This window comes from Betaproteobacteria bacterium (assembly GCA_009377585.1).
In the GTDB taxonomy this organism is placed as follows: Bacteria; Pseudomonadota; Gammaproteobacteria; order Burkholderiales; family WYBJ01; genus WYBJ01.
Window position 1 is genome coordinate 1 of sequence record WHTS01000108.1, and the last position, 20,607, is coordinate 20,607.

The 20,607-nt window shown below is 60.8% G+C and carries 20 protein-coding genes; 7 read left to right on the plus strand and 13 right to left on the minus strand.

From position 1 onward, the window contains the following. Together GEV05_24400 and GEV05_24405 are read left to right on the plus strand one after the other, a co-directional pair. Positions 1–115, plus strand: a 115-nt coding sequence (locus GEV05_24400; protein ID MPZ46468.1) for an IS200/IS605 family transposase, incomplete at its 5' end; no start/stop codon positions are given. Positions 116–377: 262 nt separating this feature from the next. Then, entirely contained in the window at positions 378–908 is a 531-nt protein-coding gene (locus GEV05_24405) for a hypothetical protein (protein MPZ46469.1), read from the plus strand. 612 nt (positions 909–1,520) lie between these two features. Here GEV05_24405 and GEV05_24410 read toward each other — a convergent pair. From GEV05_24410 to GEV05_24460, 11 genes are all read right to left on the minus strand, one after another. Next, the gene (locus GEV05_24410; GenBank protein ID MPZ46470.1) at positions 1,521–2,483 is read right to left on the minus strand and encodes an ABC transporter permease subunit; all 963 of its coding nucleotides are present in this window, start codon (positions 2,481–2,483) and stop codon (positions 1,521–1,523) included. 294 nt (positions 2,484–2,777) lie between these two features. Beyond that, positions 2,778–3,665, minus strand: coding sequence for an ABC transporter permease subunit (locus GEV05_24415; protein MPZ46471.1), 888 nt, complete (start codon positions 3,663–3,665; stop codon positions 2,778–2,780). Between the two features lie 37 nt (positions 3,666–3,702). Next, a complete protein-coding gene (locus GEV05_24420; GenBank protein ID MPZ46472.1) occupies positions 3,703–4,674 on the minus strand; it encodes an ABC transporter permease subunit in 972 nt (323 codons plus the stop codon). Between the two features lie 74 nt (positions 4,675–4,748). Next, complete coding sequence (locus tag GEV05_24425; protein MPZ46473.1) at positions 4,749–6,362, minus strand: ABC transporter substrate-binding protein; 1,614 nt, start codon at positions 6,360–6,362, stop codon at positions 4,749–4,751. 81 nt (positions 6,363–6,443) lie between these two features. After that, a complete protein-coding gene (locus tag GEV05_24430; protein ID MPZ46474.1) occupies positions 6,444–7,466 on the minus strand; it encodes an ATP-binding cassette domain-containing protein in 1,023 nt (340 codons plus the stop codon). Then, entirely contained in the window at positions 7,463–8,461 is a 999-nt protein-coding gene (locus GEV05_24435) for an ATP-binding cassette domain-containing protein (GenBank protein MPZ46475.1), read from the minus strand. Before GEV05_24435 ends, GEV05_24430 begins: the two co-directional genes overlap by 4 nt. Positions 8,462–8,632: 171 nt before the next feature. Then, a complete protein-coding gene (locus GEV05_24440; GenBank protein ID MPZ46476.1) occupies positions 8,633–9,067 on the minus strand; it encodes a hypothetical protein in 435 nt (144 codons plus the stop codon). Positions 9,068–9,940: 873 nt separating this feature from the next. Continuing rightward, entirely contained in the window at positions 9,941–10,216 is a 276-nt protein-coding gene (locus tag GEV05_24445) for a type II toxin-antitoxin system RelE/ParE family toxin (GenBank protein MPZ46477.1), read from the minus strand. A 2-nt stretch (positions 10,217–10,218) separates the two neighbouring features. Next, on the minus strand, positions 10,219–10,476 hold the full coding sequence (locus tag GEV05_24450) for a ribbon-helix-helix protein, CopG family (GenBank protein ID MPZ46478.1): 258 nt from the start codon (positions 10,474–10,476) through the stop codon (positions 10,219–10,221). 1,286 nt (positions 10,477–11,762) lie between these two features. Further along, entirely contained in the window at positions 11,763–13,487 is a 1,725-nt protein-coding gene (locus GEV05_24455) for a CHAD domain-containing protein (protein ID MPZ46479.1), read from the minus strand. Further along, complete coding sequence (locus GEV05_24460; protein ID MPZ46480.1) at positions 13,414–14,235, minus strand: hypothetical protein; 822 nt, start codon at positions 14,233–14,235, stop codon at positions 13,414–13,416. The genes GEV05_24455 and GEV05_24460 overlap by 74 nt, the downstream gene beginning before the upstream one ends. A gap of 1,183 nt (positions 14,236–15,418) precedes the next feature. Between GEV05_24460 and GEV05_24465 the strand changes: the two genes are divergently transcribed. From GEV05_24465 to GEV05_24485, 5 genes are all read left to right on the plus strand, one after another. Continuing rightward, the gene (locus GEV05_24465) at positions 15,419–15,613 is read left to right on the plus strand and encodes a DUF3606 domain-containing protein (protein ID MPZ46481.1); all 195 of its coding nucleotides are present in this window, start codon (positions 15,419–15,421) and stop codon (positions 15,611–15,613) included. Positions 15,614–15,759: 146 nt separating this feature from the next. Next, positions 15,760–16,332, plus strand: coding sequence for an ATPase (locus GEV05_24470; protein ID MPZ46482.1), 573 nt, complete (start codon positions 15,760–15,762; stop codon positions 16,330–16,332). Further along, entirely contained in the window at positions 16,329–16,604 is a 276-nt protein-coding gene (locus GEV05_24475) for a hypothetical protein (protein MPZ46483.1), read from the plus strand. The genes GEV05_24470 and GEV05_24475 overlap by 4 nt, the downstream gene beginning before the upstream one ends. A gap of 393 nt (positions 16,605–16,997) precedes the next feature. Further along, a complete protein-coding gene (locus tag GEV05_24480; GenBank protein MPZ46484.1) occupies positions 16,998–17,612 on the plus strand; it encodes a transcriptional regulator in 615 nt (204 codons plus the stop codon). Continuing rightward, complete coding sequence (locus GEV05_24485; protein ID MPZ46485.1) at positions 17,609–18,454, plus strand: nucleotidyl transferase AbiEii/AbiGii toxin family protein; 846 nt, start codon at positions 17,609–17,611, stop codon at positions 18,452–18,454. The genes GEV05_24480 and GEV05_24485 overlap by 4 nt, the downstream gene beginning before the upstream one ends. A 351-nt stretch (positions 18,455–18,805) precedes the next feature. Here the strand turns inward: GEV05_24485 and GEV05_24490 are convergent, their stop codons facing one another. Together GEV05_24490 and GEV05_24495 are read right to left on the minus strand one after the other, a co-directional pair. Further along, entirely contained in the window at positions 18,806–19,024 is a 219-nt protein-coding gene (locus tag GEV05_24490) for a hypothetical protein (GenBank protein ID MPZ46486.1), read from the minus strand. A 5-nt stretch (positions 19,025–19,029) separates the two neighbouring features. Then, complete coding sequence (locus tag GEV05_24495; GenBank protein MPZ46487.1) at positions 19,030–19,833, minus strand: AAA family ATPase; 804 nt, start codon at positions 19,831–19,833, stop codon at positions 19,030–19,032. Positions 19,834–20,607 lie beyond the last annotated feature (774 nt).

Here is a 20,607-nt window from a genome sequence, read left to right on the forward strand (position 1 = left end):
GAGAGGGTATTTTTGTGCGACGGTGGGTCAGATGACCGAAGAGATGATCAAGCAGTACCTGGAGCATCACTTTGAGCCGAAGCCGAACGACGATTTCAGGATGGAGCCCGACTAAGACGCGTCGTTTAGGCGATGCGTATCCGGACTTTCAGTCCGCAATACCTAACCCACCAGCTTTAGCTGGTGGTTGTTGAGTTTCGCGAAGTGGGTTGACGATCTGGATGCCCGCAAAGTCCTTCTCGTTGTAGCGATGCAGAGTGGAGTGTCTCATGTCCACGCGGGTCGATCCGGCGGCCCCGCGTAACTTGAATCAGTATTGCATGCTCGCGCGGCGTCCATAGGCTTAACCGCGTACGAAGAGCGCGTGAGTTGAAACCATGATCAATCGACTATCCCGTAAAACCCAGTACGATCTCGAGATCGCGGATCAATGCTGGCGGACTGCTTTTCTTTTGTGCAGACTGCTCGATGCCGACGAAAGGAGCGAGTCCGGAATCAAGCTTCTCGCAGATGCGGCGATGAATTGGATTCATGCCGAAAAAGTGGAAACGCGAATTATCGGCCTGAACCTGCTTCGCTTCCTCTTGAAAGCGGAGCTCGTCAAAAATAGCGCGCTGCAACGCGAGAAAATATTGGAGATTTTTTTCCTGAATAGAAGGAGCGATGTTCGACTGGCAGCACTGGACTTGCTCGGAGCTTTGGGAAAGTCGCCTAACCCCGTGGAGCAAATTTCTTCGAGCGAAGTGGCGGAGTTGCGCGAATTCAGTTCGCGGATGCTCGAGGCCCTGAACGCCTCGCAGTATAGCTACACCGCCAAGGGCTTCCGCGTCGATGTCGAGCGCTGCATGGAGGGGACAACGGCATACGCTGCCATGCAGGAGATCGTTGAAGGCGTTGGGGTCAATTGACCGCTGCGTAGTATGGAATCGCGGGTGAAATGAACGTACAAAAATCCGCAGGTCGTGGTGTTCGATCTGAACGGCAAATGCCTGCATTCCTGGGCTGGCGGACAGTTCAAACGCGCCCATGGGGGTTCAAGATTGCCGGCGATGTCGCGTACACCATGGACCAGGTGGATTGTGCGTCACGCTGGTCTATACTCCCCGCTCGCGACGACTCGTCGAGCCCTCTATCGAGCCGAATCGCCTCAGGCCCGCGCAGTTTGAGCGCGTCGCACGAACGCGGGCAGAGCCGAGGCGCCGGCCCTGGTCGCAGAGCCGTCGTTGTGGTGACGATCAGGGTTGCCGGAATGAGTTGCGGCAGCCGCGCCGGAGCGCGTGGCGGCGCACGCGCAGGTATCCCCCAAGATGCGTGAGGATGCGGCCGATCACGCTCGGCTCTTCGATGACGGCGATGATCCGCCGCAGTTCGGGCAGTGTTCGAGATCGATGTCGAAGCGGCTTTCCACCACGTGAGGCGCTGACCCGGATTGCAGCCCGACAACAGGTGGAGGATGGCGTCGGGCTCCTCACAGCGAACATCGCCGTCGAAAATAGGGGATACGCGTTGACCGAGTCTGGCTAACGGGAGCGCAGCTTCGGGTCCAGCGTGTCGCGCATGGCATCGCCAAACAGGTTGAATGCAAATACGGCCAGCGTAATGGCGAGCCCCGGAAAGACCGCAATCCACATCGCGCTTTCGGCGTATTCCTCTGCGCCGCCCTGCAGCATCAAGCCCCAAGCGGCTTCGGGCTCCTGAACGCCGAGTCCGAGGTAGGACAGAGACGCCTCGATCAGGATCGCCTGGCCGAGAAAGCTGGTCAGCATGATGAGGTAGGTCGCCATGCAGTTCGGTACCATGTGCCTTAGGATGATTCGAATGGGACCGTAGCCCAGGGCGCGCGCAGCGTCTATGTAGGGCAGCTCGCGAATCGCCAGCGCACCCGATCGCACCATGCGAGCGCATTCCGGGATGAACGGGAGGGTGATCGCGATGATCACCTTGTCCGTCCCCGTGCCGAAAACCGCGACCGCGGCCAGCGCGAGGATGATGCGCGGAAATGCAAGAAACACATCCACCGCCCGCTGGAACAGCAGGTCGAACCAGCCGCCGAAATACGCGCTGGCCACACCGAGAATAAGCCCGAGCGTCGCGCCCAGAATGGCGCTAGTAAAGCCGACGTACAGCGCAGTGCGGGTGCCCCAGATAATGCGGGATAGAACATCCCGTCCGTATTGGTCGGTGCCGAGCCAATATTCCGCGCTTGGCGCTGCAATCATCGTATCGTAGTGGGGCACGACCGGATCATAAGGCGCGAGTTGCGCCGAGAACACCGCAATGAAGATCATGAAAATGATGCCGAGCGCGCTCACGGCGCCGAGCGGCTGAGCGCGCAGCCACGAACTGAACGCTTTGGAAACAGGCCGTCTTGCCGCGGCCAATTCGGCTTCTATGTCGCCGCCAGGCAGCTGTGCCGCGATTGCTTCTCCGGACACCAAGCTCTCCTCAATACGTCGAGGAACACAACAAAGACCCGAATCCATTCATTTGGACTGCCAAAGCCCGCGAGATCCTGCAGAAAGTCATTCTGTGCCCATCGCCGCTTAAGTTCCAAACAGAATGAAGCGCTACCCTAGCGGATACGCGGATCGAGGCACGCGTAGTAGTGGATGTTCACCACGGAATCTGCCACCGTCAAGAAAACGGGGTCTGCCCCCGATTTCCGAAGGATCCCTAGCGCTCTCGACCGGACCGCGACGCTGAGCTTGGCATTGCGGGCGGTCCGAAAAAACCGATGTTCACGTTTGCAGTCGGCATCCCCTCCGACCCACATGTACTTAACGCGAGCGCAGCTTTGGATCCAGCGTATCCCTGAGAGCGTCGCCGAACAGGTTGAACGCAAAAACGGCCAGCGTGATCGCGAGCCCCGGAAAGACCGCAATCCAAATTGCACTCTCGGCGTACTCCTCCGCGCCGCCTTGCAGCATCAGACCCCACGCCGGCGTGGGCTCCTGAACGCCGAGACCGAGGTAGGAAAGAGATGCCTCGATCAGGATCGCCTGCCCAAGAAAGGTCGTCAGCATGATCAGGTACGTCGCCATGCAGTTCGGTACCATGTGGCGCATAATGATACGCATGTGGCCGTAGCCCAATGCCCGGGCCGCATCTACGTAGGGCATCTCGCGAATCGCCAGTGCACCGGATCGGACCACGCGCGCGCAACGCGGGACAAACGGGAAGATGATCGCCAGGATCACCTTGTCGGGGCCGGTGCCGAACACTGCGACCGCGGCCAGCGCCAGGATGATGAGCGGAAACGCGAGAAACACGTCCATTATCCGCTGGAACACGAGGTCGAACCAACCGCTGAAATAGGCGCTGGCGACGCCGAGGATCAGTCCGAGCGTCGCTCCCAGAATGGCGGAAGTAAAGCCGATGTACAGCGCAGTGCGCGCGCCCCAGATGATGCGCGACAGGACATCGCGCCCGTACTGGTCGGTACCGAGCCAGTATTCCGCACTCGGCGCTTGCATCATCGTTTCGTAGTGCGTCTCCACCGGGTCGTAAGGTGAAATTTGCGGCGCGAAAATCGCAATGACAATCATCACGATCACGCCGACGGCGCTTACCGCCCCGAGCGGCTGGTCGCTCACCCACTTGCGCAGCTTCACCGATAAAGATCGCCTCGGTGGGACAAGTTCCGCTTCTAGATTGGCACCCCCCATCCCTACAGCAATCGCTTCCGTGTTCACGGGACTCTCCTCAGCTATAGCGAATACGCGGATCCAGCCACGCGTAGCAGATATCCACCACGAAATTCACCATCACGAAGATCATCACCACCAGCATCACCAGGGACTGGGTCATGGTGTAGTCGTTGTTCAGTACCGAGGAGAGAAACAGCTTGCCGACTCCGTTCAGGTTGAACACCTGCTCTGTCACCACCAAGCCCCCCATGAGGAACGCGAACTCCAAACCGACGATGGTAACCACCGGCAGCAGCGCGTTTTTAAGGGCGTGGCGTCGGATAATGACCTTGTCCCAGAGACCCTTGGCGCGCGCAGTGCGCACATAGTCCTCGCGCAGGACCTCGAGCAGCGCCGAGCGGGTCATACGCGTCACTACCGCAGAGTAGCGGTAGCCGGTCGCCACCGTGGGCCAGATTAGCATGGAAAGATTGTAGAAAGGGTCTTCCCAGATCGGTCTATAGGTGATCGGCGGCATCCACGGCGTGCCGAGCACATGCTGCGTGGTCACGAGCAACAGTAGGATAATTATGATCCCAAGCCAGAACGACGGGGTGGCGATCCCCGCGATGCTTATGCCGCGGACGATGTAGTCGATCCAGGTATTTTGCTTGACCGCGGAAATCGTGCCGAGGGGGATCGCGATGATGACCCCGATAATCGTGGCCATGATGGCCACCTGCAGCGAAAGCTCGAAGCGCAGAGCGATTTCCTCGAGGACAGGCTGGCCGGTCCACATGGAAATGCCGAAGTCGAAGCGCATGAGGCCCCAAACGAAATCCACGAATTGGGTAACCATCGGCTTGTTGGTCCCCATCTCCTCACGGCATTGCTCGATGGTTGCCTGGTCGTAGTAGCCCCCCTCTCCCGCCATGCGAATTTCACAGACGTCGCCCGGGATGAGGCGCAGCATGACAAACACGAGCGCCGCCGCTCCGAACAGGGTCGGGATTACCAGGAGCAGGCGTTTAATGATGTATCTGCGCATGATGTATTAAACGAGTGCGCTGCTGCCCCCGGCTCGAAAGAGTCGCGGCCAGCAGCGCGATCGTTCCTCCTCCATCACTTGTCGAGCCACACGTTATCCAGCGCCTGGTTCAAGTAGTGGCTGGGGCCGATTTTCCATCCCTTGACGTACGAACGGTGAGGGATAATGCGGTTCCACCAGAGCACTATGAACTGATTGGCGTGCGTGTCCAACGTGAGCTTGTTGTATTCCCACATCAGCTTTTTCTGTTCGTTGACGTCGGTCGAGCGCAGCATTTTGTCGTAGATCGCATCCGCATCTCGGTCGATGTATCCCCCGTAGTTGTTGGCCGCGCGGTCGGACGAAACGTACTTGGCGGTATCCACCAGCGGGTTGACGATGGAATTACAGTTGGCGTCGATCGAGACATCGAACTCACGGGTGTTGCGCTGTATGTTGTAGAAAGGCCCAGTCGGGTGCGTGTGCTGCTTGAATTTGAATCCGATCTGCTTCCACTGATCGACCAGCCAGGTGCCCACGATCTTGTAGGGCTGATCGACACCGCGCACCAGGAAGTAGTATTCCTTCGACAAATCCACCCCCGACTCCTTGAGCAGCCGGCGCGCCTCTGCGCGAGACTTCTTGATGTCGGGCCACCAGCCTGCCAACTGCTGCAGCTGCTCGTTGCTGGGTGCGAGCGGGCTGTGTGGGTAGGTGATGCCAGCCACGGTCTTGACGAGCGCGATCTTGGCAAGATACTTGGAACCGCCCCAGCGATCCACCGCCAGCGACAGCGCCCTGCGCACGCGCACGTCGTCGAAGGGCTTGCGCTTGTGATTCGGCACGAAGGTGACTCCGCAGTTCCAGACGCTTTCCTGAACCGTGATGTCCTTGCCGAGCGCCTTTACCAGGTCATCGCGCGACGCCGGCGGGAAACCGCGGAACTCGATCGCGGCGCGGTCGCCGCGGATCGCCTGCACCCGCAGCGTTTGGCTGCTGGCGAAGATCGCCTTGATGCCGTCGAGATAAGGCTGGCCTTTGTGGTAGTAGTTCGGGTTGCGCTCGCCGCGCATGAACGCACCGGCTTGGTATTCCTTGAAGATAAACGGCCCGCTGCCGCTGATGTTCTTTTCGTACCAGTGAATGTCTTTGTCGAGCACGCTCTTCTGGTAGATCCAGTTGAAGGGGATGGCGAGCACCGGAATAAAGGCGCTGCTCGGGAACTTGAGCTTGAATACCACGGCGTGGTCGTCCGGGGCGGTCACGCTCTCGACCATGCTGAACATCGCTTTGCGATGGCTCCTCACGCCTTCCGGGGGCCAAATGATTTTCTTGTACGAGGCGACCACGTCCTGCGCGGTCATCGTTTCGCCCGTGTGAAATTTAACGTCGTCGCGAATCTTGAACGCGTAAGTCGTCCCGTCGTCCGTCGGCTTAGGCACCCCGCCCACGCAGACGTCGCAGACAAAGTCCGTGGTCGAAGCAGGATTGTCCGGGTTCACCTGGATCAAAACGCTGTAATACGGGCGGATCGGCTGAAGCATCGCGAAGGTGCTCTCGCGGTGCCCATCGTAGCCCGGTGGTTCAGCGGGAACGACGTAGTTGAGGACGCCGCCGCGCTTTGGCGTTTCCGCGGCACCTGCTGCACCGACGCCGAATGCAAAAACCGCCACAGCGGCACACACCGATTTCATGCGGATGCTTCGCATAGCGTTCTCCTCGCTCGATAAATCATCTTTTCCCGATGACGGTCACGCTCCCTTAAATTTCGGGTCGAACCGCAACATTGCCTACACGCGCGGACAGGCGACCCAGTGCCCCGGTTTGAGTTCCCGCAACTGCGGCACTTCCTGCCGGCAGCTTTCGGCCGCGAGCGGACAGCGCGGATTGAACACGCAGCCGCTAGGCGGGTTGATCGGGCTCGGTATTTCGCCCTTCATGACCCGATGAGCACGCGTTTTCTCGATATCTGGATCCGGTATCGGCACCGCCTCGAGAAGAGCACGGGTGTAGGGATGCAGCTGATTGGTGAACAGTTCGTCCGAATCGGCGAGTTCCACCAGCCGCCCGAGGTACATCACTGCGATCCGATGGGACAAATGGCGCACCACGCTCAAATCATGGGCGATGAACAGGTACGAAAGCTTGAACTGTTCGCGCAGGTCTTCCAGCAGATTGACCACCTGGGCCTGGATCGAAACATCCAGTGCGGACACCGCCTCGTCGCAAATGATGAAATTCGGGTTGAGCGACAGTGCGCGCGCGATGCCCACCCGCTGGCGCTGACCACCGCTCATTTCGTGCGGATAGCGGTTCATGAACTTGGGATTTAGCCCGCATACCGAAAGCAACTCCGCCACACGCCGGTCACGGACCGCCTGTTTCGGATGGATGTCATGGACCTTCATCGGTTCCCCGATGATATCGCCGACTTTCATCCTCGGGTTGAGCGAGCTGAACGGGTCCTGGAAAATGACCTGCATGCGCTCGCGCTTTTCGTTCAACGTCTTGCGGTCGATCTTGCACAGGTTCTGGCCCTCGAAAATGATCTCACCGGAGGTCGGCTTTTCGAGACGCAGAATGCAACGCCCCGTGGTGGTCTTGCCGCAGCCGGATTCCCCAACCAGGCCCAGGGTTTCGCCGCGCTCGATGGTGAAGCTCACATCATCGACCGCCTTGATCGTTGCCGACTTCCGGCCGGAAAACATTCCGACCCCGACCGTGAAGTGCATTTTCAGGTTGCGCACTTCGACCAACGGCTGTGCGGGCTTCACGGCGGCGGACAGCGCCGTTGGGTCTTCGACCACGTTCATGAGGCCTCCTTGAGCGGCTTCATCAGCCGGGCTTTCTCGAAGCAAGCCGATGTGTGCCCGCTCGTGACGGTCTCGAGCGATGGTGCGTCCTGGGCGCAGCGAGGCACCGCGAAACTGCAGCGCGGCCGATAGGCGCAACCTTCGATCTTCCGCGTGAGGTCAGGGGGCTGACCGATGATCGGAATCAGGCGCTGGCCGCGCGGCACGTCCATGCGCGGGATGCTGCGCAACAGCCCCAACGTGTAGGGATGAACCGGCCGGTGATAGATGTCCGAAGCGGTTCCGCTTTCCACAATCTTGCCCGCGTACATGACGTTGACGCGATCGGCGTAGCGGGCCACGACCCCGAGGTTGTGCGTGATGATGATCAATGCGACGCCGAAGCGTTTGGTGAGTTCCCGCATCAGCTCCAGGATTTGCGCCTGGATGGTGACATCGAGCGCCGTGGTCGGCTCATCGGCAATGATGAGCTTCGGCTCGCAAGATAGAGCGAGCGCGATCATCACACGCTGGCGCATGCCGCCGCTCAGGTGGTGGGGGTATTGCAGAAGCCGCCGCGGGGCCTCCGAAATCCCGACCATGCCGAGCAAGTCGACCGCGCGTGCCCGCGACTGCTCCGGGGTCAAACCCAGGTGCAACTCCATGCCTTCGCACAGTTGTCGGCCGATCGTCAGCACCGGATTCAGCGATGTCATGGGCTCCTGAAATACCATGGAGATCTGCGCCCCGCGTACTTTGCGGATTTCCGCATCGCTCAGGGTGAGCAGGTCTTTGCCTGCGAAACGGATGCTGCCTTTCGCGATCCTGCCGGGCGGATTGGGAATCAGGCGTAGGATCGACAGCGCTCCCACGGATTTTCCGCAGCCTGACTCTCCAACGATCCCGATCGTCTCGCCTTCGTTGACGATGTAATCGATGCCATCGACGGCGCGGACAACGCCGTCCGAGGTATCGAATTGCGTGTAAAGATCTTTGACTTCCAGCAATACGGACATGACAGCGTTATCAGTTCGTTGAAAAGCGCTTGAACATGAGCGCCAGTATGGTCACCTGACGACAGGCGGCGAGTTGATTCGATGCATCGTGGCTCTGAATTGGACCCGTTTGGGGTTCTGCACGGCTCGTTTGCAGTTGATTTACGTGCATTGGAGGGACCTCTCCATGATTCATCCCGAGCTGGCGATCAGTGTCGGCAAACGACGCAAGTCATCGCCACGGCAAAACACCTGATCGGCTCGATCCAAGCCGCGCTGCTTCAGCTGGCGCAGCGTCCCGTGTTGCCTCGCATCCCCGAAGATGGTCTCGATCAGCTTGCGCACGACTTGGCTGATTTCGTGGCCGGGATGGCGTGTGGTGCGTGCATCAATCGCGCTTTCGCGTCGAGTGGTGTTCTGGCCACATGCGGGGTCACTCCGATCTCGCGGGCACGCCTCGATGAAATCGGCGCTGTCGTAGGCCTTGTCGGCCCCCACCTCATCCATGCCCTTGAGCGCAACTTTCAAGCTATCGCGCACCGCTCGCAGCGGATGATCGGCCGGGAGGAAGCGCGCCACGCTTCTGGTCGCAAACAGCGACTCCTGCATCACATCCGATCCGCGCATTTCTCTAACCTAGCGAGGTTATCCCAACGACATTATGGGCACCGTTATCCAAAAAAGCGCACCAGATCGGCGAATCTCAACGAACTGCTATACCTTCTCTAATCACGGGGATGGTTTTCTATGGTCATGGCTTGTTTACTTCGGCCGATGATAGGGCATTTTGAAAAAAAATGCCTCTAGAACATATGCGTAAGTAGATTTCCCAGGGAAGGTGTGACCGATCGCACTCGAATTGATAACTCGCATGGCCGCATAGCCGGGCGCTGGGTACCTGCCCCGCACGAGCGTTCAACCGCGTGAACTGTCGAGCAAAATTCAGCGGGCCTGGACGGGCCTTCCGATCCAACGCTGGTCCTCGCGCCGACGAACCACAGGCCCTCCTGCACCGTACGTTTCCAAATGTTGCTCGATCTCGAACACTGCCCGAACTGCGGCGGCAGGCTCCAGATCATCGCCGTCATCGAAGAGCCGAGCGTGATCGGCCGCATCCTCACGCATCTGGGGTTGCTGTCGGTATCGCCATCGTGTTCGCCGTACTTGCTATTTGGGTGGAACTCGCAGTCGATGCCGTGAGCCAGATAGTCAGGTGGCTTCTAGCCTGAGCAAAAGGCCGCAGCATCAATGCAAAGCAGAGCGAGGCGCCGACAATTTCAGGGGCTCCAACCACTTCAACCGCTTCTCAGCCGTAGCGGCGACGAATCCGCTTGTGAACTGAGCAGTCTCCGTCTGGATTCAGCGTCCAATGCCGCGTTCGTCGGTCGGCGGTAGTCCCCGCATCCGCGCGGACAGTTCCGACCGCGGGTCGGAAACCTCGGCCCGGTCCGGAGTGCGAGATTGTTGCTGCGCGCCGAGAATCGACCAGTGTCAGTCTGATTATCTATCTTCTTTGGTATGAAACAGCCGAAGGATATAGACGTCCGCGCCCACGACTTCATATCGAATCTCATAGTCACCGATAAATACTCGCCTTACTTCACGCGGGTGGAACTCGGGTAGTCGGACTCCGAGGCGAGGGTGGGTGGGAATCCGTTTCGCTCCAGCGAGTAACTGACGAACTACTCGAATAGCGACGGGCGCATTGATCGGCGCGAGAAATTCGTGCAGGCGTACGAGATCGGAATGTGCTTTGCTGGTCCACTTCAGTGCCACAACTAATCTCGTGCACGGCGTTTGCGTTTGCCCAGACTATCAGCCCATGCCTCCACTTTCGAGTGATCAAGCATGCGGCCGGCATCAACGTCGGCGAGAGCCTCGATCGTGAGCCGGTGCCGCTGCTCTTCGAGGGAGATGAATGAGGCAATGGCTTCCTTCACGATCCATCCCTTTGGCCGATCGAGCCGCTCGGCCAAGCCGTCGAGCTTTTTCGCGAGATCTTCGGGAAGATGAGTGGTAACGACGCGCGTGTCCATAACTGAATCGCCTTTAATCAGAATGATTGAAGAGTCTAAGTGAACCGACGATCGACCGCAATACATGCACCGATCCAATGTCGCGAGCACATGATAGGTCCGGTGTCTTAGCACGTGATCTGTCCGGTTTTATGCTGCGCCTCCCTTGGGAGGTGAAGCGTGAGGCCGACAGACAGAGCTGATGCAGGACATGAGGAAGATGAGGTGTGCGCAACAGGCTCAACGACGAGGACAGGATCTGGTTCGCGCTTCGCGACGGCCGGGTCTACGACCGGCTGGGCAAGCTGATGCCAGCCGGGAATACTTCCATTTTCGACTGATCGCTCCACCAAGGGCGCCCGCCAGAAACCACCGCCGTCGAACCCCACTACCCCAAGGCGTGCCCGTGGGATTGAGCGACGCATTCGCCACGGATGCTGGTAGGCTGGCGCAATGGCGGGCCTTCGTAACAAAGAACAAGCTCAATGCCATTGCCCTGGGTGAACTCGTCCAGGCACTGCGCACCGAATTCCGGCGATTGAAGATTTGTCTGACTCGCGCCTTTCTTCGGCAAGCAGGGTAGCTTCACTCCCGAAGAATCGTCGTCCACGCGCAGACCCACGCTAAGGTGGGGCAGCGTGCGCTGCACGATGGTTGGTTGCCCGCCATTGGTATTTTCAATTCGCTGCGCGAGCGATCTGACGGTAAAAATTTGGTCGAAAACTCACGACATGACAATCAGTTGAGGCGTTTGATGGCAGCCATTTCCTTTGTTTTTCGAGATCCTGGCGCCTTCAAATGGGCGTTGTGACGGTAAAAGAATTGACGAATATGTATGGAATGACAATGAGTTATTCAATTTGATGTCGGCACTTTTTCCGGGCCATTTCGACCCGCAGGAGGGCTCGCTGACGTCGCTCACGAACGGCGCTGTGTCCGATAGATGTCGATACACCTCGAAAGGTGGGCTGTTCGTAAGCGCCGATCGTCCTCGATAGATGTCGATAGATGGTGAATGCAGTTTTCGGGTATGCCAATGCGATTGACGGTAAATCTGACGGTAAAAATTTGGCGTGGCACGGCTTCAAATAATTTACCGTCAACCGGTGTAAGGGGCCTGACGGTAAAAAAATCGGCCAGAAGTATTGTTGAATCAATGGCTCAGGGGGTTCGTAGACGCGATTTTGGTGTGACGGTAAAAGTGCTCTCTTGCTCGGGCCGCGGCGCTCGGAACGTGTTGGTCGGCTCGAGCCGACAGCGGTTCCGGGCTACGTCCGCTCCCGTTCGTTCCGAAGGGCCCGCCGGCCTCAGCGGGTCGGCGGATCGGTCTTCGCGAGTCGCTCGAGCTCGGGCTTCGCGAACGCGCGTACTTCCTCGATGCGCGCGGCCAGCCAGCCGAGTGCGAACCAAGCCGCCGGCTCCGATGCGACGAACGCCTGGTAGCGCACCCTCGCCACGTACAGGTCGTTGAGTTCGCCCATCCGGTCCTGGATCGCGGCGAGCGGCCCGAGGTAACGCTCGACCTTGCGCCGGCCTAGCACCGGTGCGAAGAACTCCACCGCGTAGCGCTGGCGCTTGACGCGCTTGCGCACCAAATGCAGGTGCTCGTCCTCGAGTTCGCCGAACGCCTTCGCATCGCCGGCGATGCGGCGGTGCCATTTGCGCAGCCGTCGCTCGATGTTTCGGTGGAAGGATTTCGCGTTGTCACCGGGTCGCGGCGGTTCGCCAGCTTGCCCGCCGTCGGCCGCTCCGACGTGCACCGCAGCTGTCAGCGCCTCGACGCCGGAAGCGTCCGTTTCCGAAGCACCCCGCTCCGACGGCTGCGACGCCGGCGGCTCGGCAAGGCTCGCGCGCCAATCGATCCAGGCGACGAACAATCGCTGTACGGCATCGGCGCGGAACGCGTCGACCGGATCGGGCCCAGGTGCTCCGACAGGCACCGTCAGCGCCGGAGCGCCGACCCTTACGAGCTCCGCCGCGACGCCGGTGTCGAGGACATCGCTATCGCGCGACTCGCCGAGCGCGGCGAACAGCGCACGCAGTCCGTCAACCAGCGCGTCGGGCGGCGCGGGCGTCCAGTCCGCGAAGCTGCGCAGCGCGCTGCGCAGCCGGCGGATGCCCACGCGCATCTGGTGGACGTGTTCGACGCGCGAGCCGGGGTCGCCTTCAATCAGCCCGATCGCGTTGCGCGTAATCTGCGCCAGGCATTCGTCGAGGACCAGGCCCAGCGCCTCGGTGGCGGTCGCTTCGTCAGAGTAGTCGGGGTGGTGCGCCTTGCGCACCGGCGGAAACGATGATCCGTCGGACAGCCGGTCGCCGCGCTCGGCCTTGCTGCGTGGGTCGTAGATCAGGCCGAAGCGGTTGCGCCATCGCTCGACGAGCCGCAGCATCGCGCGAGCGGATCCCGAGATCAGCTCGAACTCGACCTCGCGGATCCGCTCCCGGGCCTCGCCAGCCAGCAGCCGGCCTTCGTCGAAAGCCACTTCGACGACCGATCCGCGTGTGCGGATCCGGCGCGCCGTGCGGCGAACTTCGGTCTTGAAACGCGCGCCGACTTCGATGCCCTCGTCGTGCGCGTCGCCGAGGATCCCGAGCAAGCGGTCGCCGACGGCGGTGTCCGCGTGGGCGCCGGCATTCCAGGTTGCGTCCGGGCGAATCACCTCGTGCTCGAAACGCTCGAGCGCACTCGAGCCCCCGGCCTTCAAGGTCTGGATCCAGCGGCGTCCTTCGCGTCGCATGCGCCAGGCGATGCCCGATCGCGCCAGCCGCCGGTCGACGGTATCGAGGTACACCGTCGCCAGTGTGCGCCGCTCGAGCGTCGCCGATCCGCGCCCCATCTCGGCGGCCAGCGCGGCGCGCGACGACGGCGGGACGAGGAACTTCAGTTCGATTTCGGTCTGGCTGCTCACCGCGCCCCCGTGCGACGTCACCGGTACCCGCAACCTGCGCGGGTCACGTTCACGCACCGGCGCCCGTGGACATCCTTTCGCGTGCGGTGACGACGCCGCCGAGCCAGAACGAGAACTTCGCATGGTCGATCACCGTCGGCGGTCGACACTCCGACCGGCCCGGATGCACGCGGACACCCTGGTCGATATAGACGTAGGAGTTGTGGACCGTCACATGCCGGATCGGCGAGTGTCCGACGTACGTGATCGGCAATGCGCCGATGGGCGTATCGCTGATCTGCACCGAATGCTCGGCGAAGCGCAGGCCGAACAGCCCGGACGTCAGCGCTTCGCCGATGTTGAGGCGCGACGACGTCGCCGCGTCGGCCCGGTGAACGCAGACCGTCTCGTCGCGGAGCAGGCGCTTCTGCCGTAAGCCGATCGGCAGCAGCGCGCTGTGCGTGACATTGAACGAAACCGCGCCTTCGACGTGAAGCGCCAGCGGCAACGCGGCAAGGCGATCGGCCAGTTTCCCGAGGAATTTCCTGTTCTTCGCGATGGCCTCGTGGATCCATTGTCCGCTGCCGCACGCAAACGCCTTTCTCGAATGCGTGCGGCTATCGTAGTAGTGGAGGTAGTTTAGCAGCATCAGCTCGTGGTTCCCGAGCACGGCATGAAACCACGGCTCTTCGATCAGCGACAGCGTGGCGAGCGACTCGGGTCCCCGGTTGACCAGATCACCGACGGATAACACCCGATCGCGCGCAGGGTCGAAATGCAGCCGCTCGAGTTGCGCGTCGAGAAGCGAGCGATGGCCATGCAGGTCGCCGACCACAAGGTCGTGTCCGCTGGCGTTGGTTGGAAGACGCTGGCAGAGCCTAACCCGGGAGATCTTCGCGGGGGATCGATCGGACACTTGGCGCACCCGCGACTCCTACCGCGTCGGTGTTACCAACGTGTGACGCTTCGGTGACGTGCTACACCCGCCCGAGAGATAAGTGAGCAAAAGGTCGGTCTGACAGTTCTACTACCTGTCGCTGTCGTGATGCCCATCCGCACAATGAACCATACCGCCGATGACCGTGCCGGCTGGCGGTACCCAGGTCCCGGCTGTTCTGTAGGCGAAGCACTCGCGCGAGGATAGTCGCGAGAGTTTGTGGTCGATGTCGACGAGGCGCCTGAGTTCCTCTAGCGAGGGCCGCTTGGCGGACATGTATCGTTGATATCCGGTCGACGCCGAAAGACCGATCACGAACTCCTGCTCGAGGGGGCAGGTCCGACACGGAGATCGGGCGGTTGCACCGTGCCATTCGCGGCACCCACGCCTCGGACATCGGCTGCCTCGATTCCGTTGGTCCGGATTTCGCTATGGTCTGCAGACGGTTCGCCCGCCTCGAGGCGCTTGCCGGTTTCTGCAAGTGTGCGTTAGCTCTGAGCAACTTGCGTTTGGCCGGAGCGGCGGATTGACTTGCGTGTGAAGAGTCTAGTAGCCCCGCGTCCCACGGACTCTTTCAATCCTCTCGCCTCGATCCTATCTGCAAGCTCGGCAGGAATTCGACATGTGACGCGAGCATGCAACAACCGATGTGGTGAATTTTTTTCACGCGACTACCTTGCCGCACGCGACTGTGAGTGCGTCACTTAACGAAACTTGCGATTGCCGCTCGGCCGGTTAGGGTGCGTTCCTCACCACTTTCGTTGTTACGAGTGATGCAGTGCTTGCACGCGAGACCATCTCCAGCATGGCTGTGCGGTGCCCCAGGTACGCTAAACTCAGTTTCCGCAACGGCCACGTCAAACCAAGGGAGATAGCATCGTTTGCCCGCCGATGATCCCCGCCGAGCGTAACTGGATCAAATTAAGCGCTGCACTGGAACAAGAAAACTTCTATACGCGCACGGATGCGCCCGCGCGGGTCGATCGTTCAGCGCAGAAAACGACGAAGGGCATACACGGCGCAACCGGGTCAAACGGACGACGAGATACCGCTATCGCGAATAGGTATCGGGCCCGTGAAGCAAGCGCGGGTATGTGCTATGCACCTCATACGATAATCCCCGACTAGGGAGTACGAGATGGATCACCGAAATGATCATAGACTCGAAGAGCGCGATTTCGTCGATCTGCAACACGAGCACGACGTGCGCTATTGGTCGCAACGGTTGCGGGCCTCACCAGTAGAGCTTCGCGAGGCGGTCCATATCATAGGCGCGACGCCGGACAGGGTTCGTGACTTCATCAGCCGCGAGCGGGTGCTGCAAGGGCGGTGACATCGCGGGCTATTGTCCAGAACGACAGTTGGACTGGACTACCGCCTTTAGGCCGATAACCACTCCGATTCTTGTCACGTATGGCTAGCGGCTGGCGTGCGCACGCAAAATCCTTCTCGTTGTAGCGATGCAGAGTGGAGTGGCTCATGTCCAAGCGGTTTGATTCGGCGTCGAAATTAATTCAGGCGTCGCCCTCGACGATCTACCGGATCTTCGCGGAGCCGGACGCGATGCAAGCGTGGCTACCCCCGCAAGGCATGACCGGGCGTATGCTGGCGTTTGAATTTCGGGAGGGTGGGGCCTACCGGCTGCGCTTGACGTACAACGATCCGCATCACGCGCCCGGCAAGACCTCGTCGGACGCGGACGAGGTCGACGTGCGGTTCGTTCGCCTGGTACAAGATCGATGCATCGAGCAAGCGGTGACATTCGAAAGCGATGATCCCGCGTTCGCCGGTCAAATGCGGATTGTCTGGGCGTTCGAGCCCGACGAAGCAGGAACGCGGGTCACGGTGCGTTGTGAGGACGTGCCGGTCGGCATAAGGCCTGAGGATCACCAAGCAGGATTGAACTCGACGCTCGACAAACTGGCTGCGTACGTCGCGAGGATAGAACCGATGCGGCGTCCTGGTGAATCAGAGCGGGGCTCGTGTCCACAGAATTGTGATGAGAGCCTAGTCAAAAATGCAACGCAATTATTGTTCGCCCGGTTATCGTGACCGGGAGCATCCTGCTGATCCCTCTGGTGATGAGCATCCTCGACAGAGGAAAGCCGGCGGGTGACGGCTGGCACTGGGGACCGGGCGACTTTATCGCTATGGGGGCGCTCCTGTTTGGAACCGGCCTAATGTATGAGTTTCTCGCGCGTAAGCTAGACAGGAAGAAGCACAGGGTTGCTGTCGGTATCGCCATCGTGTTCGCCGTACTTGCTATTTGGGTGGAACTCGCAGTCGATGGCGTGAGCCAGATAGTCAGGTGGCTTCTAGCCTGAGCAAAAGGCCACAGCATGAATGCAAAGCAGAGCGAGGCGCCGACAATTTCAGGGACTCCCACCACTTCAACCGCTTCTCAGACGTAGCGGCGACGAATCCGCTTGTGAACTGTGCAGTCTCCGTCTGGATTCAGCGTCCAATGCCGCGTTCGTCGGTCGGCGGTAGTCCCCGCATCCGCGCGGACAGTTCCGACCGCGGGTCGGAAACCTCGGCCCGGGCCGGAGTGCGAGATTGTTGCTGCGCGCCGAGAATCGACCGGCCGCATGGATTCGCGAAGCCTCAGGCCCTTTCTCCGATGGCGGCCCCAGTGTATGCGAGCCTGAGGTTAGGTGGTGTTGTTATATCAATGCAGTTATTGACTTCTGACGATATATTGCAACATACTTCCTTCCGTGTCCCAGCCGCAAACCAGCGAACAGGCCGTCCTTCAGCTCGCACGCAAGCACCCGCTGCTGCGCGCGCGCGACCTCGCCCGGGCAGGCCTGCCGACCATTGCGCTGACCCGGCTCGTATCCGCCGGGAAACTGGAACGCGTGGGGCGCGGCGTCTACAGCCTACCCAACCAAGCAGTCAGCGAAAATCGCTCGCTTGCCGAGGTCGCGATCCGGGTGCCCCGCGGAATCATTTGCCTCGTATCAGCGCTACGCGTGCACGACATCGGCACCCAGGCGCCGCACGAGATCTGGCTCGCCATACCGCACCGGATGCTATCACCCCGGCTCGACAAGCCCGCACTGCGCGTGATTCGCATGTCGGGTCCATCCCTGACGGAAGGCATCGACCGGTTGAAGGTAGACGGGGTGGAAGTCCCCGTGTTCAACGCCGCCAAGACCATCGCCGATTGCTTCAAGTTCCGCAACAAGATTGGCCTGGACGTGGCCCTTGAAGCCCTGCGTGAGGGGTGGTACAAGCGCAAGGTCACGATGGATGACCTGTGGCGCTACGCTGCTGTCAATCGTGTCGCCAACGTCATGCGCCCCTACCTCGAAACCATCGCGGCGTCATGAGCAAAAACCGCGCGGCCTCGATCCGCGCCCGCCTCAAAAATCGCTCGGACGCTGCGAAGCAGGACTTCAACCTCACGCTCACGCACTACGGCCTGGAACGGCTGCTGTATCGTTTGTCGGTATCCAGGCATGCGCCGAACTTCCTGCTCAAGGGCGCGCTGCTGTTCAAGCTCTGGTACGACGTTCCACAGCGGCCAACCCGAGATGCCGACTTGCTCGGTTTTGGCCCCGATGACATCGATTCCGTGGCGGCTGTATTCCGCGACGTATGCGTCATTGAGGTCGATGATGGGATTGCGTTCGAAGCGGGTTCGGTCAAGACGGCGGAGATCCGCAAGGAGGCAGGTTACGGGGGAGTGCGTGTCGAACTGCGCGCGACGTTGGACGGTGCGCAACTCTCGCTGCAGATAGACATCGGCTTTGGTGACGTTGTGACGCCAGCACCCGAGACAGTCAATTATCCCGTCTTGCTGGACGACCTGCCTGCGCCCAGGCTGCGAGCGTATCCCAAGTACACGGTAGTCGCCGAGAAATTTCAGGCGCTGTGCGCACTCGGCATGGCAAACAGCCGCATGAAAGATTATTTCGACCTGTGGACGTTGCTGCGCGATGGCGATCTGGATGATGCGGAGTTGGCGCGCGCGATCCAGGCCACCTTTACTCGCCGTCGAACCGCGCTGCCCGAACGTGTGCCCGCAGGGTTGAGCGACGCTTTCGCCACGGATGCCGGCAAGCAGGCGCAATGGCGGGCCTTCGTGACCAAGAACAAGCTCAATGCCATTGCGCTGGGTGAACTGGTACAGGCACTGCGCGCCGAATTCCAGAGGTTGAAGATTGTCTGACCCGCTCATCTCCTCGGCTAATCGGGTTAGCGGCCGAACTTCGATGATTGGCCGGCCGTGCGCAGAGCTGCGCTCAGGGCTTGGCCCCGTGCGCTGTTCGATGATCGGTTACCGGCTAACCGCATCTTCATTCCGCTATCGTGAACGACCTGACGGTAAAAATTTGATCGAAAACTTCTTTTGTGGCAATCCGTTAAGGCATTTGATGGCGGCCATTCCCGTGGCTTTTGGGGTGGTGCCGGGGTCGTAGAACCGCGTCATTTTGGGGATGGACGCGGTTTTTGTTACTGCCGGCGTTGAGACCCATGCGGGTAGTGCGAGTGTGGATCGTGGCCGGAATGGCCGGGATGGCTAGAAGGGTGGCTCGTCGCTTGGGGTGACGTGATGAGCGCCGAGATCGAGCTTGGGGTCCAGTGGGCGGTTCTGCTGGTGATACCGATGCAGCTGGGCGAAGTAATGTTGCTCGAGCGCGGCGGTGAGTTCGTGCAAGAACTCGACGAGGGTTGCGGCCGCCTCGTCGGAGAGCTCGGTGGGCAGGCAGATGAGCGGCAGATCGTTGGGCTTGAGCATGGGGATCAGGGCCGGTGCTTGCGCCCAGCCTGTCGGGCCTTGGCCTTGGCGGCGGCGCGTTCCTGGGCCTCCTTCAGGCGATAGCTCTGGCCGTCGAGCTCGACGATTTCGGCGCGGTGGATGAGCCGATCGATGAGGGTGACGACGCAGGCGGCGTTGGGGAAGACCTCGTTCCATTCGCCGAAGGGCTTGTTGGTGCTCAGCACGATGGGGCGGTGCTGGTAGCGCCGGGAGACGACTTCGAAGAAGAGATCGGCGTAGCGGGCGTCGTAGGAGAGGTAGCCGACTTCGTCGATGGCCAGCACGCTCGGTGTGGTATAGCGTCGAAGGCGGCGTGCCAGGGAGACGGAGGAATCCTGCTTGGCCAGATCGTGCAGCATGTCGGAGGCAAGCGTGAACAGCGCACTGTGGCCGTTGACGACGGCGCGGTGGGCGAGGTTCTTGATGAGCATCGATTTGCCCAGGCCGTTGGGGCCCATCATAACGACGTTGGCGCTCTCGGCGATGAAGCCGAGCGAGAAGAGCTCCTCGATCTGAGCGCGATCGCATTTCTTCGGCCACTGCCAGTCGAAGTCGGCGATGGGCTTGAAGCTACCCAGACGGGTGTTGGCAAGACGGCGCTTCAGGGATCGGCGGGCGCGCTCGGTTTCTTCAATCTCGATCACGCGGGCAAGCCACGGTTCTTGGAGGATCTCGGACAGATTGGCCAGTAGCCCGTACAGGCCCAGCGTTGCGAGCCGCGTTGCGCTGGGGTCGAGCTCAGGGGTCGTGCGCGTTGGGGTATTCGGATTCGGTATCGGTTTGCTCATCGGGGTTCTCCGGGCTGAGGTGATCGTAGTCGCTCAAGGGATGGGGGCGTACGTTGAGGGTGCGCAGCCGCTCGGGCAGCGCCAGCGCGATCGGGGGAGGTTCATCGCGGGCGTGGGCGTGCTGGTCGATGAAGTGGCGCACGGCGCCCAGGTGGGCGGCGTCCTCGGTCAATGCGGCGCCCACGGCTGCTTCCAACGCGTCAGCGCCGTGGCTGTCGAGCAGCGCAATGAGCCCGCGGGTGAGCACGCCCAGGTGCACCCCGCGCGAGGCTGCGCGCAGGAACAGCGCCTGGGCGCTGGGGGCAGCGTGGTGCAACCGATCCTGGGCGCGGTGCATGCGCGCGGCGCGCTTGTGCGTGACCAACGCCTCGATGTGCGCGGGCTCCTCGATCTGGGCCGCGCGATCGAAGCTTCTGGGATGCGAGGCGATGAGGTTTGTGCCATCGAGGATGCGCACGCGCTCGCCCGTGGCCACGACGCTCAAGGTCTTGCCGACGTAGGCGTGGGGGATGGAGTAGTCGTTCAGGTCGAAGCGCACGTAGGGCTGCTTGCGCACGCTCACCAGGAGTTGCTCATCGACCGGAAACGGATTCTCGGGCAGCGCGATGAGGTGCGCGTGCTCCTCGGCGAACACGGCCCGCACAGTTCGGGTGCGATCCTCGGTGTCATCGTCGTTCCGATAGTCGTGTGAATTGGTCGGGATGAACGTCGTGGATTTTGTTCGTGCGTTTTCTTCGAGGCGCTCTATCTCAAGGGTCTTTTTCGCGCCGTTTG